The 15,254-nt window shown below is 71.7% G+C and carries 17 protein-coding genes and 1 tRNA gene; 6 read left to right on the top strand and 12 right to left on the bottom strand.

Annotated features, from left to right (window positions below; all coding sequences use genetic code 11):
- Window positions 1-21: 21 nt before the first annotated feature.
- The 3 genes from HS041_RS07630 to cysS all read right to left on the bottom strand — a co-directional run bounded on the left by HS041_RS07630 (window position 22) and on the right by cysS (window position 2,604).
- Window positions 22-94, bottom strand: a tRNA-Thr gene (locus tag HS041_RS07630).
- 76 nt (window positions 95-170) lie between these two features.
- Window positions 171-1,139 carry a 23S rRNA (guanosine(2251)-2'-O)-methyltransferase RlmB gene (gene rlmB / locus HS041_RS07625; RefSeq protein WP_196439779.1) on the bottom strand — a complete coding sequence of 323 codons (969 nt, stop codon included), beginning with the start codon at window positions 1,137-1,139 and terminating at the stop codon, window positions 171-173.
- 67 nt (window positions 1,140-1,206) lie between these two features.
- Window positions 1,207-2,604, bottom strand: a complete 1,398-nt coding sequence (gene cysS / locus HS041_RS07620; protein WP_196439778.1) for a cysteine--tRNA ligase — start codon at window positions 2,602-2,604, stop codon at window positions 1,207-1,209.
- A gap of 177 nt (window positions 2,605-2,781) precedes the next feature.
- On the opposite strand from cysS, the gene HS041_RS07615 reads away from it, so the two are divergent.
- The gene (locus tag HS041_RS07615; protein ID WP_196439777.1) at window positions 2,782-4,185 is read left to right on the top strand and encodes a DUF2637 domain-containing protein; all 1,404 of its coding nucleotides are present in this window, start codon (window positions 2,782-2,784) and stop codon (window positions 4,183-4,185) included.
- Window positions 4,186-4,719: 534 nt separating this feature from the next.
- On the opposite strand, the gene HS041_RS07610 is transcribed toward HS041_RS07615, so the two are convergent.
- From HS041_RS07610 to HS041_RS07595, 4 genes are all read right to left on the bottom strand, one after another.
- The gene (locus HS041_RS07610; RefSeq protein ID WP_196439776.1) at window positions 4,720-4,986 is read right to left on the bottom strand and encodes a GlsB/YeaQ/YmgE family stress response membrane protein; all 267 of its coding nucleotides are present in this window, start codon (window positions 4,984-4,986) and stop codon (window positions 4,720-4,722) included.
- Window positions 4,987-5,086: 100 nt separating this feature from the next.
- Entirely contained in the window at window positions 5,087-5,368 is a 282-nt protein-coding gene (locus HS041_RS07605) for a GlsB/YeaQ/YmgE family stress response membrane protein (protein WP_196439775.1), read from the bottom strand.
- Between the two features lie 166 nt (window positions 5,369-5,534).
- The gene (gene ispF / locus HS041_RS07600; protein ID WP_196439774.1) at window positions 5,535-6,014 is read right to left on the bottom strand and encodes a 2-C-methyl-D-erythritol 2,4-cyclodiphosphate synthase; all 480 of its coding nucleotides are present in this window, start codon (window positions 6,012-6,014) and stop codon (window positions 5,535-5,537) included.
- 17 nt (window positions 6,015-6,031) lie between these two features.
- Window positions 6,032-6,514 carry a CarD family transcriptional regulator gene (locus HS041_RS07595; protein WP_012887713.1) on the bottom strand — a complete coding sequence of 161 codons (483 nt, stop codon included), beginning with the start codon at window positions 6,512-6,514 and terminating at the stop codon, window positions 6,032-6,034.
- A gap of 259 nt (window positions 6,515-6,773) precedes the next feature.
- On the opposite strand from HS041_RS07595, the gene HS041_RS07590 reads away from it, so the two are divergent.
- Window positions 6,774-7,364: a copper chaperone PCu(A)C domain-containing protein gene (locus tag HS041_RS07590; RefSeq protein WP_196439773.1), complete on the top strand. Its 591-nt coding sequence runs from the start codon at window positions 6,774-6,776 to the stop codon at window positions 7,362-7,364.
- Window positions 7,365-7,470: 106 nt separating this feature from the next.
- On the opposite strand, the gene HS041_RS07585 is transcribed toward HS041_RS07590, so the two are convergent.
- Both HS041_RS07585 and HS041_RS07580 read right to left on the bottom strand, forming a co-directional pair.
- Window positions 7,471-8,151, bottom strand: coding sequence for a response regulator (locus HS041_RS07585; protein ID WP_501224825.1), 681 nt, complete (start codon window positions 8,149-8,151; stop codon window positions 7,471-7,473).
- A 5-nt stretch (window positions 8,152-8,156) separates the two neighbouring features.
- Window positions 8,157-9,347 carry a sensor histidine kinase gene (locus HS041_RS07580; RefSeq protein ID WP_196440818.1) on the bottom strand — a complete coding sequence of 397 codons (1,191 nt, stop codon included), beginning with the start codon at window positions 9,345-9,347 and terminating at the stop codon, window positions 8,157-8,159.
- A gap of 159 nt (window positions 9,348-9,506) precedes the next feature.
- Between HS041_RS07580 and phoU the strand changes: the two genes are divergently transcribed.
- Window positions 9,507-10,166: a phosphate signaling complex protein PhoU gene (phoU, locus tag HS041_RS07575; RefSeq protein WP_196439771.1), complete on the top strand. Its 660-nt coding sequence runs from the start codon at window positions 9,507-9,509 to the stop codon at window positions 10,164-10,166.
- Between the two features lie 38 nt (window positions 10,167-10,204).
- Here phoU and HS041_RS07570 read toward each other — a convergent pair whose 3' ends face one another.
- The 3 genes from HS041_RS07570 to mshA form a co-directional block, all read right to left on the bottom strand.
- Entirely contained in the window at window positions 10,205-10,948 is a 744-nt protein-coding gene (locus HS041_RS07570) for a phosphoglyceromutase (RefSeq protein ID WP_196439770.1), read from the bottom strand.
- Window positions 10,949-10,975: 27 nt separating this feature from the next.
- A complete protein-coding gene (locus HS041_RS07565; RefSeq protein ID WP_196439769.1) occupies window positions 10,976-11,464 on the bottom strand; it encodes a type III secretion system chaperone family protein in 489 nt (162 codons plus the stop codon).
- Between the two features lie 168 nt (window positions 11,465-11,632).
- Complete coding sequence (mshA, locus tag HS041_RS07560; RefSeq protein ID WP_307845200.1) at window positions 11,633-12,916, bottom strand: D-inositol-3-phosphate glycosyltransferase; 1,284 nt, start codon at window positions 12,914-12,916, stop codon at window positions 11,633-11,635.
- Window positions 12,917-13,014: 98 nt separating this feature from the next.
- On the opposite strand from mshA, the gene HS041_RS07555 reads away from it, so the two are divergent.
- The 3 genes from HS041_RS07555 (at window position 13,015) to HS041_RS07545 (ending at window position 15,184) form a co-directional block, all read left to right on the top strand.
- Window positions 13,015-13,758, top strand: a complete 744-nt coding sequence (locus tag HS041_RS07555) for an SDR family oxidoreductase (protein WP_196439768.1) — start codon at window positions 13,015-13,017, stop codon at window positions 13,756-13,758.
- 71 nt (window positions 13,759-13,829) lie between these two features.
- Window positions 13,830-14,651, top strand: coding sequence for a class I SAM-dependent methyltransferase (locus HS041_RS07550; protein WP_196439767.1), 822 nt, complete (start codon window positions 13,830-13,832; stop codon window positions 14,649-14,651).
- Window positions 14,652-14,662: 11 nt separating this feature from the next.
- Complete coding sequence (locus HS041_RS07545) at window positions 14,663-15,184, top strand: GNAT family N-acetyltransferase (protein WP_196439766.1); 522 nt, start codon at window positions 14,663-14,665, stop codon at window positions 15,182-15,184.
- Window positions 15,185-15,254 lie beyond the last annotated feature (70 nt).

Raw genomic sequence — 15,254 nt, 5'->3', positions numbered from 1 at the left:
TTCAGGGGCCTTTCTCATGCGAGCCGACGAGGGGAATCGAACCCCTGACCTTCTGTTTACAAGACAGATGCTCTGCCGATTGAGCTACGTCGGCGTGGTTGCCTGACGAGTGTAGTCGGACTGAGCCCCTGACGTCACCGAGGTATGGCGGACGATCCCTCGGACGGGGCCTACCTCTTACGGTGGCGGGCCACCTCGTACAGGGCGATGCCGGCGGCGACGCCCGCGTTGAGGGACTCGGCGGCGGCGTGCATGGGGATGCGGACCACCAGGTCGCAGGCCTCGCGCACCAGGCGGGACAGCCCCTTGCCCTCCGAGCCGACGACCACGACCAGCGGACCGTCGAGGAGGTTGGCGTCGCCGATGTCGACCTTGCTCTCGCCGTCCAGGCCGATCACGAACAGCCCGGCCTCGCGGTACTCCCGCAGGGTTGCGGTGAGGTTGGCCGCACGAGCCACGGTCATGTTCGCCAGCGTGCCCGCGGAGGTCTTCCAGGCCCCGGCGGTCACCCCGGCCGAGCGGCGGGAGGGGACGACCAGGCCGTGGGCGCCGAAGGCGGTGGCGGAGCGGGCGATGGCGCCGAGGTTGCGCGGGTCGGTGACGCCGTCGAGGGCGACGATCAGCGGGACCTCGGCGGCCTCCTGGGCCGCGTGGACCAGGTCCTCGGGGTGGGCGTACTCGTAGGCGGGGATCTGCAGGGCCACGCCCTGGTGGACCCCGCCCTCGGTCAGCCGGTCCAGCTTCTCCCGCCCGACCTCCAGCATCGCGATGCCCCGGTCGGCGGCGATCCGGATCGACTCCCTGACCCGGTCGTCGTTGTCGATGCGCTGCGCGACGTAGAGCGCGCTGGCGGGGACACCCGCGCGGAGCGCCTCGACGACCGGGTTGCGCCCGCCGATGTACTCGGGGCCGTCCTCGCTGCGCCGGGTGCGAGCCGGGGTCCGCGGGGAGGAGGACCTGCCGGTCTTCTCCTCGCGCTCGATCCGCTCGGTGCGCGCCTTGTCCTTGTACCAGTGCCGCATGTGCGCCGGCGGGGTCGCCCCCTTGCCCTCCAGGCCACGCCGGATGTTTCCACCCGTGCCCTTGGTCGGACTCTTCTTCTTCGCGGGTCGCCCGGACCCTCTACCCCCACCAGCCATGGTCCCTAGGGTACGGCCTGCTTTCGGACGGCCGGGCCACGCGCGATCCGCCGCGGCCCGGCGGCCGTCACTTCGACAGCTCCCAGCGGGGGCCCTGAGGGGTGTCCTCCACGGCGATCCCGGCCTCGGCGAGCTGGTCGCGGATGGCGTCGGCGGCGGCGAAGTCCTTGCGGGCACGGGCCGACTGACGCTGCTCCAGGGCCACGGCGACCAGGGCGTCCACGGTCGTGCGCAGGCCGGAGTCGCCTCCCGAGGAGCGCCACTGCTCCGAGCGCGGGTCCAGGCCGAGGACGTCGAGCATGTTCTGCGTCTCGGCCAGCAGCCGGGCCACCTGCTCCTTGTTGCCCTGCGAGAGGGCGACGTTGCCCTCGCGGACCACCTCGTGCACGACGGCGAGCGCCTGGGGGGTGCCCAGGTCGTCGTCGAGGGCGTCGGTGAACGCCTGGGGCAGCGGGGCGTGCGCGTCCACGTCGTGGATCACTTCGGCGGCCCGGGTGACGAAGCCCTCGATGCGCTGGTAGGCCGCGGCGGCCTCGAACAGCGCCTCCTCGGAGTAGTCGATCGAGGAGCGGTAGTGCGGGGCGGCCAGGTAGTAGCGGAGCTCGACCGGGCGGACCTTCTTGGTGACCTCGGGGATCAGCAGGGAGTTCCCGAGCGACTTGCTCATCTTCTCCGCGCCGATCTTGAGCATGCCGTTGTGCATCCAGTAGCGCGCGAAGCCGTCGCCGGCCGCCTGCGACTGCGTCAGCTCGTTCTCGTGGTGCGGGAAGATCAGGTCGACTCCGCCGCCGTGGATGTCGAAGGTCGCCCCGAGGTATTTGGTCGCCATGGCGGAGCACTCCAGGTGCCAGCCGGGCCGGCCGCGGCCCCACGGGGTCGGCCAGGTCGGCTCGCCTGGCTTCTCCCCCTTCCACAGGGCGAAGTCGCGCACGTCGCGCTTGGTGGAGTCGGTGTCGGTGTCACCGGCGGCCCGCATGTTCTCCAGCTTCTGGTTGGAGAGGGAGCCGTACTTGTCGGCGTAGGAGACGACGTCGAAGTAGACGTCCCCGCCGGAGGCGTAGGCGTGACCCGCCGCGATCAGCCGCTCCATCAGCTCGATCATCTCGGGGACGTGGCCCGTGGCGCGCGGCTCGACGGTCGGCGGCAGGCAGCCGAGCACCTGGTAGGCCCAGGTGAAGGCGCGCTGATTGCGCTCGGCGATCACGAACCAGGGCACGCCCTCCTCTGCCGCGACCCGGATGATCTTGTCGTCGATGTCGGTGACGTTCCGGCAGAAGGTGACGTCGTATCCGGACCGGGTCATCCACCGCCGGAGCACGTCGAAGTTGACGCCGGAGCGGATGTGCCCGATATGCGGTGGAGCCTGCACGGTGGCGCCACACAGGTAGATCGACGCCCGGCCGGACTCGACCGGAACGAACTCGCGGACCGTACGCGTGCTGGTGTCGTAAAGGCGCAGACTCACGATGGCAAGGCTAACGCCTTGTCCCGCCCAACAGGCCGGGTTATCGGACGTTGAAGCCGCCCGGCGTTCTCTTTTGGGGGCATAAAGGGCTTCTGACATCCGGATGGCACGGTTCGCCCCGCCGGAGGCCCGCTCCGTCGATCACACTGGGTGTCGATTCTGTACGCTCGTAAGGCCATGGACGTGAAATCCCCCGCGGCGGCAGGCTCGCTCTCCCGCCCGTCCTCAGCCCCGCCCGCTCCCGCCGAGCGCGGCCGGGCCGCCACCGCCCTGCGCCATGCGGGCGTCGTCCTCGCCGGGATCGGAGTGGCCGCCCTCACCGGGGCGGCGTGCGTGCTCTCCTTCGAGAACCTGCGTGCCCTCGCCGTCCTCGGCGAGGCCCGGCCCGACCTGGCCTACCTCTATCCCGCGGGCTTCGACGCGCTGCTCGTCGTCACGATGATCAGCGTGCTGCTGCTGCGCGGCGGGCGCTGGCCGGTCCGCGTGCAGGCGGGTCTCGTCCTGACACTGCTGCTCGCCGCCGCGGCCGCCGTCGAGGTGATCACGGCCGTGCGGGTCGCGGTGGACGTACGGCAGGCGGCCGTCGTGGTCGCCGTCGCCCCCTGGGTGATGCTGACCGTGGCGCTGTGGCTCTGGCTGCTGCTGATCAAGCATGCCCACACCCGGCGGACCGCCCTGGACGCGCATGCCGCAGGCCACGGGGACGGCCGCCGAGGACACGGCCACGACGGCCGCGACATCGTGCCGTTCCCCGAGGCCGAGGCGCCCACCGCCGAATACCCCGCCCGCCCGGACACCTCCCCGCAGGCGCGTCCGGCCCCCGGCTCCCCCGCTCCCCACGCGACGGCGCCCGACGCCCCGGCCCACGTCGCCGGGCACCCGGCGGCCGAGGTCGTGCTCGACCCGCGCTCCGCCCCGCCGATGGAGTCCGCACCCCATCACGATCTCCCGGCGGTCCCGGTGGTCGGCCCCACGCCCGCCCCGGAGACCCCCGAGGTCGACGAGATCCCTGAACCTCCGGGACCCGCAGAGCCCGCCGGCCCCGCCGTACCCGCCGCGCGGGAGGCCGGGGACGCCGCCCCCGACGGGTGGACCGCCCCGCGGGACGCCGAGGGCCCCGAGCACTCTTCGGACCCGGGCGGCCCGGAGGAAGGCGGCGTGGAAGCCGCCGGGGAAGGCACGGGGGAAACGCAGGAGGAGCAGGACAGGCCGGTGCGCTGGGGCGACCTGGTCCGGCCCCGCCGGGGTGACCTGCTCGTCCACCCGCCCCGCGCCGCCGGGCCGAAGCCCGATCCCGAGTCCCGGAGCCGGGTCAGCGAGCGGGTGGAGACCTGGGACGCCGCGCCCGAAGCGGCTCAGGAGCCCGCGCAGGAGAACCCCGCCGAGGTCACCGGGTACGGCGACGACACTCAGCCGATGCGGACCCTCGATCTCACCGACTCCCCGGATCCGGCGCACGGCTCCGAGGCCGCCGATCTCGAGGAGGGCTCTGCGGAGCGGCACCGGCCGTATCCGGACGATGACGACGTCGCACCGCCGTCCGGGCGCATGCGCAGCACGCCCACCCCTCCGGAGGAGTGAACACCCCGGGCGGGGAACGGCCTCGACGGCGGGCAGGGCCTGAGACGACGGGTCCGGCAGCCGGTGGTGTGCCCGTGGGCCAGCTCCGGGGCCTCGGGGGAGCTGGCCCGGACTTCGGGCCGACCGGCGGACGGGCATGTCCGCCGGGGATCGGCTACGGGCCGGCGTCCCGTCCGCTGCGCCGTACCCGCTGGGCACCGGGGCGGAGGTGAGCGGCCGGCTTCCGCCGGAGCCGCTCCTCGTCACCCGATGGTTGGACCGGTCCGCAGCTTCTCGCCCACACCTCGGTGGGCGGCGCCCCGCTGCGGACCGGCGATCTGCTCACTTCCGGTCCTGTGCCGGGGGCGGTCCGGGCCGGTTCGGCACGCTGCTCGAACCGGCCTCGAACGGCCGCGACCCGCTCGGCGTACCGGATGGAGCCGAGCGGGTCTTCCTGGAAGGCGGCGACGTGGTGCGTGCCGCCGCGAACACCTCCGGACCGGAGAGTGTCCAGTTCAGCCTCGGCGAGCCCACCGCGAGGGTGTGTCCCGCCACTTAGACCCTGGAACGACGGAGCCCGGCGACCAGGCCGACACCGACGACCGCCAGGACGACCTGCATGACGAGTTCGATCCAGTCGATACCGTCAGTGGTGGCGACGTTCATGACCTGGGCGATCGCGGTACCGATAAGCGCCGCGACGATTCCGACGACGATAGTCAGGATCCATCCGATCGGCTGCCTGCCGGGAAGCAGGAGACGGCCGACGGCGCCGACGATGGCGCCGATGACGATGGCTCCGAGAATGGATGCGATGGTCATATCAACCTCCCCGTGAGGGTGAGACCTTCACTCTCACGGGAAGACGGCTACCCCCTGCACCACGGTTATTCCTGGGCACGGCAAAATCCCAGGTCACCTCTCATGTCCGATCGGTTCTTCCCGTTCTCCCGGGCCGCATCTGGGTGACGAGCAACACCCCGGCGACCGCGAGGGCGAGCTGGAGGACGTGCTCCCACCAGTCGATGCCTCTCGTGTTCGCGAAGCCCAGGGCGCTCGCGATGAGCGTTCCGATGAGCGCCGCGGCGATGCCGACGATGAGCGTCAGTCCGATGTTGATGCTCTGCCGACCGGGAATGATGAGGCGCGCCAGCGCCCCGACGATGGCTCCGATGACGATCGCGGAGACGATCGATCCAATCATGTCCAGCTCCCCCCGTTACGAGGACATGGTTATTAGGGGGTTACCCAGGACATTCGCGGATTATCCATGCAAAAGGGGGCGACCCGTACCGCGCCAGGCAACGGGCCGCCTCCTGAGGTGTGACGGGCTTTCCGCGCCGCCCGCCGGAGCGCCCATGCGCTCCGACTTAAGGGACGCGTGAATCAGGATTCAGGTTCACCACGATCGCCGTGGCGACGGCCGCCACGCCCTCACCACGGCCGGTGAGGCCCAGACCGTCGGTCGTGGTGGCACTGACGCTCACGGGCGCCCCCACGGCCGCGCTGAGGGCCTTCTCGGCCTCGGTACGGCGCGGCGCCAGCTTGGGGCGGTTCCCGATCACCTGGACGGCCACGTTGCCGATCTCGAAGCCGGCCGCGCGCACCTTCCGCGCGGTCTCCTCCAGCAGGACGGCCCCGGAGGCTCCGGCCCAGCGCGGGTCGGAGGTGCCGAACAGCACGCCGAGGTCGCCGAGACCGGCGGCGGACAGCAACGCGTCGCACGCGGCGTGCGCGGCCGCGTCGCCGTCGGAGTGCCCGGCCAGCCCGGTCTCGCCCGGCCAGTGCAGGCCCGCCAGGTGCAGTTCGCGCCCGGATGCGAACGGGTGGACGTCGACTCCGACGCCCACCCGTGGAAATGTCGTGTTCAGGAGTTGAGAACCTCGTCGAGCAGGGCCTCAGCCTTGTCCTCGTTGGTCTTCTCGGCGAGCGCGAGCTCGCTGACCAGGATCTGCCGCGCCTTGGCGAGCATGCGCTTCTCGCCGGCGGAGAGCCCGCGTTCCTTGTCTCGTCGCCACAGGTCGCGAACGACCTCGGCCACCTTGTTGACGTCACCGGACGCCAACTTCTCGAGGTTGGCCTTGTAGCGGCGGGACCAGTTCGTGGGCTCTTCGGTGTGAGGCATACGAAGCACGTCGAAGACGCGCTCAAGGCCCTCTTGGCCGACGACGTCGCGAACTCCGACGAGTTCGGCGTTGTCCGCCGGCACCTGGACGGTAAGGTCGCCCTTGTCGACCTTGAGCACCAGGTAGGTCCTTTCCTCACCCTTGATGGTTCGGGTCGTGATCGCCTCGATCCGAGCAGCCCCGTGGTGGGGGTAGACGACAGTGTCGCCGACCTGGAAAGTCATGTGACAAGTACCCCTTCCGCTGTACTCCAGAGTACCACGTATCCACAGGCTCCCGGAACAGTGAAATCACCATAACTGCAGGTCAAAGCCGCGTTTTGAGCCTTGACAAGCGCTCAACTCTGTGAATCAACAGGTAAAAAACTGCGATGACCTGGTCTCTCCCGGTGTGCGCGATCAGGCGGGTCGCCGGAAAACCCGAGAAAGTCCACAGATAGGGTTGGCCTGCCCTATCTCATGTGTGACAAGGAGAACTCGCACCGTGACCCGCAACAGCCGTCACTGGGCGATCGCCGCCGCCGCGTTCCTCGCAGCCGCCCCGGCCCTGGCGGGCTGCGGCGCCGGATTCGACGCGATCACCAACCAGCCCTACGCGCCCACCGAGGCGCTGAGCACCCGGATCAAGGACACCAACAAGAACCTCTCCATCGCCCAGGCCTACTTCCTGGGCCCCGACTCCGGTGGAACGCTCCCCGCGGGCGCGGGCACGCCGCTCTACCTCTACATGGTCAACCACGGCAAGGAGGACGACCAGCTCCTCGGCCTCGGTGTCGATCCCAACGTCGGCACCGCCAAGGTCCCCGCGCCGGTCCCGCTGCCGGTCGGCAAGGCCGCGAGCGTCGGCAGGCCCACGCCCTCGATCATGATCGAGCAGCTGAAGAAGCCGCTCAAGGGCGGTGAGAGCGTCAAGGTGCAGCTGCAGTTCGCCAAGGCGGGCATCGTCACCCTGGACGTCCCGGTGATCACCCGGAGCCGCGAGTACACCAGCCTGCCGGCCGTCCCGGGCGCCTCCGCCGCTCCCACGCCGACTCCCACGCCCACGGTCGACACGGAGGGCGAGGGCGGCCACTAGGCCGGGCTCCGGACCGCCCGTCACCGCCCGGAGCAGGGCGGCGCACACGGCAAAGGGGGTGCACGGCCCGCGCGGGCCGTGCACCCCCTTCTGCGATCCGGCGGGCCTACTCGTCCGCGGGGTCGAACTTGTAGCCCAGGCCGCGGACGGTGAGGATGCAGCGCGGGCTGGAGGGGTCCGCCTCGACCTTGGCGCGCAGCCGCTTGACGTGGACGTCCAGGGTCTTGGTGTCGCCCACGTAGTCGGCCCCCCAGACGCGGTCGATGAGCTGCCCCCGGGTGAGCACCCGGCCGGCGTTGCGCAGCAGCACCTCCAGCAGCTCGAACTCCTTCAGGGGGAGCTGCACCGCCTCGCCCCGGACGGCGACGGTGTGCCGGTCGACGTCCATCCGGACCGGCCCGGCGGCCAGCACGGCCGACTCCAGCTCCTCCACGTCGCCCTGGCGGCGCAGCACCGCGCGGATGCGGGCCACCAGCTCGCGGGAGGAGAACGGCTTGGTCACGTAGTCGTCGGCGCCGAGCTCCAGCCCGACGACCTTGTCGATCTCGCTGTCCTTGGCTGTCAGCATGATCACCGGCACGTTGGAGCGCTGCCGCAGGGTGCGGCAGACCTCGGTGCCGGGCAGGCCGGGGAGCATCAGGTCCAGCAGCACCAGGTCGGCGCCGTTGCGGTCGAAGGTGTCCAACGCCTCCGGGCCGGTGGTCGCCACCGCGACCTCGAAGCCCTCCTTGCGCAGCATGTAGGACAGGGCGTCGGAGAACGATTCCTCGTCCTCGACAACGAGCACGCGAGTCACTGCGCGGCCTCCAGGGGGATTGTGGTGGTGCTGGGTGTTACCGGTACCGCCACGCCGCCGAAGGCGGGCAGGCGGAGCGTGAAGGTGGAGCCGGAGCCTTCCTTGCTCCACACCGTCACCGTGCCGTTGTGGGCGACGGCGACGTGTTTGACGATGGCCAGGCCGAGGCCGGTGCCGCCGGTGGCGCGCGAGCGGGCGGCGTCGACGCGGAAGAACCGCTCGAAGATCCGCTCCTGGGCGCTCTCCGGGATGCCGATGCCCTGGTCGCTCACGCTGATCTCGACGCAGTCGCCGGCGGGCCGGGCGCTGACCACGACCCGGGTGTGCTCGGGGCTGTAGGCGACCGCGTTGTCGATGAGGTTGCGCAGCGCGGTGACGAGGAGCTCCTCGTCACCCCAGATCTGCAGGCCCTCGGCACCGCCCGCGGCGAGGGTGATGTCCTTGGCCGCCGCCGTGGTGTTGCAGCGGTCGATCGCGTCGTGCACGGCCTCGTCGATCGGGACCGGGCACGGGGTGGGGATGGGCTCGGCGCCCTGGATGCGGGAGAGCGTGATGAGGTCCTGGACCAGGTAGGTCAGGCGGGCGGCCTCGTGCTGCATGCGCCCGGCGAAGCGGGTGACCGCCTCCGGATCGTCGGCGGCGTCCTGGATGGTCTCGGCCAGCAGGCTCAGCGCGCCGACGGGCGTCTTGAGCTCGTGGCTCACGTTGGCGACGAAGTCGCGGCGCACCGCCTCGACCCGGTGGTGCTCGGTCTGGTCCTCGGCGAGCACGAGCACCTGCCCGTAGGAGCCCAGGGGGGCGACCCGGACCGCGAAGTTGGTCGATTCCTGGCCGAACTTGTGCCCGGCCACCTCGATCTCGCTCTCCCGGATCTCGCCGTCCCTGCGCACCTGCCTGGCCAGCGCCAGCAGCTCGGCCGCCATCAGGCGGTCGCCCTTGACCAGGCCGAAGGCCCGCGCGGCCGAGCTGGCCCGCAGCACCCGGTCCTCCTTGTCGAGCACGACCGCCGAGGAGGGCAGGACGGCGAGCACGGAGGCCACCCCCTGCGGCAACGCGCCCGGCTCGACGTCGTCGACCGGCGGCATCGCCCGCTGCCGTCCCGCGTTCTGGCGCACGACCATCATGGTCAGCACTCCCACGACGAACCCGGCCAGGACGAAACCGGCCAGCACGGCTAGGCTCGCCATCAGCTCACTCACATGGTCCTCCCGTCGCCTTCACGCCCTCGATGGTAGGTCTGCCTTTTCCTCTTCGTGAGCGTGAAGAGCGGCATGACCACGGCTTTTCCCGCAAAGTTCACTTTATGGTCGGGGTTCGTTCACTGACGCGCGCGTACGGTGAGACCCATGCGTGACGCCTACCACGAAGACCTCGACGCCCTCACCGTCAAGCTGGTCGAGATGACCCGCCTGGTGAGGTCGGCGATCTCCCGTGCCACCACCGCCCTGCTGGACTCCGACCTCGAACTGGCGGAGAGCGTCATCTCGCGGGACGCGGAGGTGGACCGGCTCTTCGCGGAGATCGAGGCGTCGATCTTCGATCTGATGGCCCGCCAGCAGCCGGTGGCCGTGGACCTCCGCATGATCATCACGGCCCTGCGGATGGGCACCGACCTGGAGCGGATGGGCGACCTGGCCGAGCACGTGGCCAAGGTCGCGCGGCTGCGCCACCCGGAGTCGGCGATCCCCGCGGAGCTCCGCGCGACCATCCTGGAGATGGGCCAGATCGCCGAACGCCTGGTCACCAAGACCGGCAGCTGCATCGCCTCGCGCGACGTGGAGTCGGCGCTGGAGCTGGAGCACGACGACGACGCGATGGACAGGCTGCACCGCAGGCTCTTCAAGGTCCTGATGGCGAGCGACTGGAAGTACGGCGTCGAGCCGGCCATCGACGTGACGCTGATCGGCCGCTACTACGAGCGCTACGCCGACCACGCGGTCCGCGTGGCCCGCGACGTGGTCTACCTGGTGACCGGCTCACGCCCCCACGGCGTCGCCGCCACCTGAGGGCTGACGGGCCGTGCGCAGCACGGCCCGTCAGCACATCACTTGCCCTGGTTGGCCACGGCCTCGATGGCGGCCCGGGCGGCGTCGGGGTCGAGGTAGAGCCCGCCCTTGGCGACGGGGCGGAAGTCGGCGTCCAGCTCGTAGCGGAGCGGGATGCCGGTGGGGATGTTCAGCCCGGCGATCTCGTCGTCGCCGATCCCGTCCAGGTGCTTGACCAGGGCGCGCAGCGAGTTGCCGTGCGCGACGACCAGGACGGTCCGGCCCGCCGACAGGTCCGGGACGATGCTGTCGTACCAGTACGGCAGCATGCGCTCGACGACGTCCTTGAGGCACTCCGTCTTCGGCATCAGCTCCTGGGGCAGCAGCGCGTAGCGCGCGTCGCCGGCCTGGGAGAACTCGTCGTCGTCGTCGATCGGCGGCGGCGGGGTGTCGTAGGAGCGGCGCCAGAGCATGAACTGCTCGTCGCCGAACTGCTCGCGGGTCTGCGCCTTGTTCTTGCCCTGCAGCGCGCCGTAGTGGCGCTCGTTGAGCCGCCAGGACCGGGTCACCGGCAGCCAGAGCAGGTCGGCCGCGCCCAGCGCGAGGTTCGCCGTCTGGATCGCCCGGGTCAGCAGCGAGGTGTGCACCACGTCGGGGCGCACCCCGGCCTCCAGCAGCAGCCTCCCGCCGCGCCGCGCCTCCTCCTCGCCCTTGGCCGAGAGCCCCGCGTCCACCCATCCGGTGAACAGACCCTTGGCGTTCCACTCACTCTCACCGTGCCGCAGCAGCACCAAAGTCGCCATGCGCCCAAGCCTAGCGAGCGCCGCGGATCAGCCACGCTCCGCATCGGGGGCGGCGAAGCGGGCGAAGGCCTGGAGGTTGGCGAGGGACTCTCCGCGCCTGGCCCGCCAGGCCCACTCCTTGCGGATGGAGGAGGCGAAGCCCAGCTCCAGCGCCCGGTCGAAGCCCTCGTCGGAGTAGGTGAGCACGCAGCCGAGCAGCCGGTCGACCTCCTCCTCCGAGACCGCCGCCAGCGGGACGCGCCCCACCAGGTAGACGTCGCCGACCGGGTCCAGGGCGAAGTGCACGCCGTACATGGAACCGTTCTTGGCGAGCAGCCAGCGGTAGAAGGCCTCGTGGTTCTCGTCGGGCTGGCGGCAGAAGAACGCTTCCACGTGCAGCGCCTGGTCCCCGACGATCAGCCACGTCATGGTGGCGAGCTTGTGCTGGCCGGGGAGCTTCACCAGGAAGGCTCCCGGCCGGGGCTCCTCGAAGGAGACCTCGGCGCCCTTGAGCGCCGCCTCGATCACTTCGCGCATGGGCCCACCCTACGAGCTGACCCCGGCCCGGTTCACGGCGATCCCGCAGCGACCCCACGGCGATCCCCACGGTGACCCCACGGTGACCCCACGGCGGTCCCACGGCGATCCCCAAGGTGACCCCACGGCGGTCCCGTGAGGTCCGCCGCGAACCGTCCGCCGCGGACCCTAGGAGTTCACCGCGATCGGCGAGCGGTGCAGGTTGGCCATGGCCCCCGCGTAGACCTCGGCGAGCCGGGCCGCGGTGGCCGACCAGCCGAAGGCGGCGGCCTGGGTGACCGCCCCGGCCGACAGCGCGTCGCGCCAGGCGTGCTCCTGCACGAACCGGCGCAGGACCCGGGCCCAGTCGTGCGGGTCGTGCCCCTCGACGAGCACTCCCGACACGCCGTCCCGTACGGCGGTGCGCAGCCCGCCCACGGAGGCCGCGGCGACCGGGGTGCCGCACGCCTGGGACTCCAGGGCCACCAGGCCGAACGACTCGTTGTGGGAGGGGACCACGGTCACGTCGGCCGCGCGGTACCAGTCGGCCAGCTCGTGCTGGGGGGCCGGGGGCACGATCCTGACCACATCCGGGATACCCAGGTGGACGGCGAGGTCGGTCAGGTACGAAGGCCGGGCCAGGCCGTTGCCGCTGGGCCCGCCGACGCAGGCGACGACCAGCCGCCCCCGGAGCGCGGGATCCTCCACGAGCATCCGGGCGGCGGCGCGCAGCAGCACGTCCGGGGCCTTGAGCGGCTGCACCCGGCCCACGAACAGCAGGACGTGGGCGTCCTCCGGGAGACCGAGCCGGCGCCGCGCCACCGCCTTGGATCCGGGACGGAAGACCGTGAGGTTCACGCCGGGGTTGACGACCTCGACGCGACCGGGGGCGGCGCCGTACAGCTCGACGAGCTCGCGCGCCTCCGTCGGCGTGTTGGCCACCAGCCGGTCGGCGATCTCGACGACCTGCTCCTCGCCGCACACGCGGGCGGCGGGCTCGGGCCTGTCGTCCTCGGCGAGCAGGAGGTTCTTGACCTTGGCCATGGTGTGCATGGTGTGCACCAGCGGGACGCCCCAGCGCTCCTTGGCCAGCCAGCCCACCTGGCCGGAGAGCCAGTAGTGGGAGTGGATGACGTCGTAGCGGCCCGGGTCGTACATGGCCTCGGTGCGCAGCACCCCGGAGAGGAAGGCGCACAGCTGGCCGGGCAGGTCGCCCTTGTCGAGCTCCTCGTACGGCCCCGCGGTGACGTGTCTGACCGAGACGCCCGGGACGATCTCGGCGACCGGCGGCAGATCCCTGGCCGTCTGCCGGGTGAAGATCTCCACCTCGATCCCCAGCCGCGCCAGGCGCTTGGCCGCCTCCACGATGTAGACGTTCATCCCGCCCGCGTCCCCTGTCCCCGGCTGGTCCAGGGGAGACGTGTGCATGCTGATCGTCGCGACTCGGCTGACCCGCCGTCGCCTCACCGACACCACCTCCGAGACGGATACAACTGCCCATCCCGTGCCGACATTCCCGACATATGACCCCCGAGGAGGCCAGAGGCGCCTTCCTGGCAGGATGGCGAGCCATGACGAAGACAGTTGTGGTGACAGGCGCCAGCAGTGGCATCGGCCGGGCGACGGCGCGCCGTCTGGCCGCCGAGGGCTTCGACGTGGTCGCCGCCGCCCGCCGCCGGGACCTGCTGGACGAGCTGGCCGCCGAGGTGCCCGGGATCCGCCCGGTCACCCTGGACGTGACCTCCGCCGAGTCGGTGGGGGAACTGGCCGCCTCGCTGCACCGCTGCGACGTGCTGGTCAACAACGCCGGCGGCGCGATCGGCCTGGAGCCGGTGGCCACCGGGGACGTCGGCGACTGGCGGCGGATGTACGAGACCAACGTGATCGGCTCGCTCCGGGTCACCCAGGCGCTGCTGCCCAAACTCGTCGCCTCCGGTGACGGCGTGCTGCTGATGCTGACCTCGGTGGCCGGGCTCGTCTCCTACGAGGGCGGCGGCGGCTACAACGCCGCCAAGCACGCCCAGACCTCGATGACCGAGGTGCTCCGGCTGGAGCTGTGCGGCCAGCCGGTCCGGATCGTCGAGATCGCGCCCGGCATGGTCCACACCGAGGAGTTCTCGCTGAACCGCTTCCGCGGCGACGCGGACCGGGCGGCGAAGATCTACGACGGCGTCCCCGACCCGCTCTCCGCCGACGACGTCGCCGACGCCATCGCCTGGTGCGTCACCCGCCCCTCCCACGTGAACATCGACCGCCTGGTCATCCGCCCCCGCGCCCAGGCCGCCCAGCACAAGATCCACCGAGTCACCTCCTGACCCGGCGGTCCGGTACGGCCGTGCCCCGGCGGCCGGCCCCGGCAGGGGCGCGACCGGCCGACAATGGGGGGATGCGCTCCAGGAGGCCGGTCGGCGAGATCACCAGGGGGACGACCGGCCACAACCGGCTGCGCCGGTCCGACCGCTGGATCGCCGCCGTCCACGGGCCGCTGCTGCGCTCGGCCGACCGGCCGCTGGTGGTGGACCTCGGCTACGGGGCCTCGCACACCACGACGCTGGAGCTGTTCGTACGGCTGCGCCGCGTCTGCCCGGAAGTCGAGGTCGTCGGGATCGAGATCGACCCGGCCAGGGTGGCCGCCGCGAAGCCGTACGAAACCGAGGGCCTGACGTTCCGGCTGGGCGGCTTCGAGCTGCCGGTGGATCGGCCGCCGCTGCTGGTGCGGGCCTTCAATGTGCTGCGGCAGTACGGCGAGGCGCAGGCGTGGGAGCACTGGGACCTGCTCAGGTCCCGGCTCGCGCCCGGCGGGGTGATCGTGGAGGGAACCTGCTCGGAGGTCGGGCACCGCGCGGTCTGGGCCGGGCTGGACGCCTCCGGGCCGCGGACCCTGACCCTCTCGGCCCGTTTCGACGCCTTCGAGCGCCCCTCCGACCTGGCGGAGCGGCTGCCCAAGACGCTCATCCACCGCAACGTGCCCGGCGAGCCCGTCCACGCCTTCCTGCGGGACTTCGACCACGCCTGGGCCGTCAGCGCCCCGATGGCCTCCCACGGCGCGCGGCAGCGCTGGATCGCCGCGGTGGAGGCGCTCGCCGCGGCCTGGCCGGTCCGCCGTCACCCCCCGCTGGGCGGCCGGGCGCGGTGGCGGCTGGGCGAGGTGACCGTCGCGTGGAGCGCGGTCGCCCCCCTCCCCCTCCCTTCCGGGACCTCCCGCTAAGGTTTCCGATCGTGTCCCAACTGCACTTCGTGACGGATCCCGAGCTGACTCCGGAGCTCGTCGACGAGCTCGTCGAGGTCTGGACCGACGTGAGCAACGCCGGCGGCGCCGTCGGGTTCGTGCCGCCGGTGAACACCGCCGACGTCCGCCCGACCGCCGAAAGATCCTTCGCCCGCTGCGACGGCGGCCCCGACCACCTGCTCGTGGGCTTCGACCCCGACGGCCGGGTCGCCTGCTGGCTGATGATGGGCGACACCGGCTCCCCGCTGCGCTCCCACTGGCGCTGGCTCCTGCGGGTGATGGTCCACCCCAAGCACCAGGGGCAGGGCTACGGCGCCCGGCTCCTGCGCGCCGCCGACGACGCCGCCCGCGCCCTCGGCCTCGAGGCGCTCCACCTGACCGTCCGGGGCGGCACCGGCACCGAACGCTTCTACGCGGGCCTGGGGTACACCGAGGTGGGGCGCGCCCCCGGGGCCATCCGGGTGGCCCCCGGCGACGACCGCGACGAGATCTACATGATGAAACGCATCTGACGGGGGCTCCCGCCGTGCCCGCGCCATCGGAGAGGCCGCCGTGCGGCCGGCAGACCCGGCGGCACGGGAG

This window comes from Planomonospora sp. ID67723, from assembly GCF_015711605.1.
GTDB lineage: Bacteria > Actinomycetota > Actinomycetes > Streptosporangiales > Streptosporangiaceae > Planomonospora_A.
This window is presented reverse-complemented; position numbering and strand designations above follow the sequence as displayed.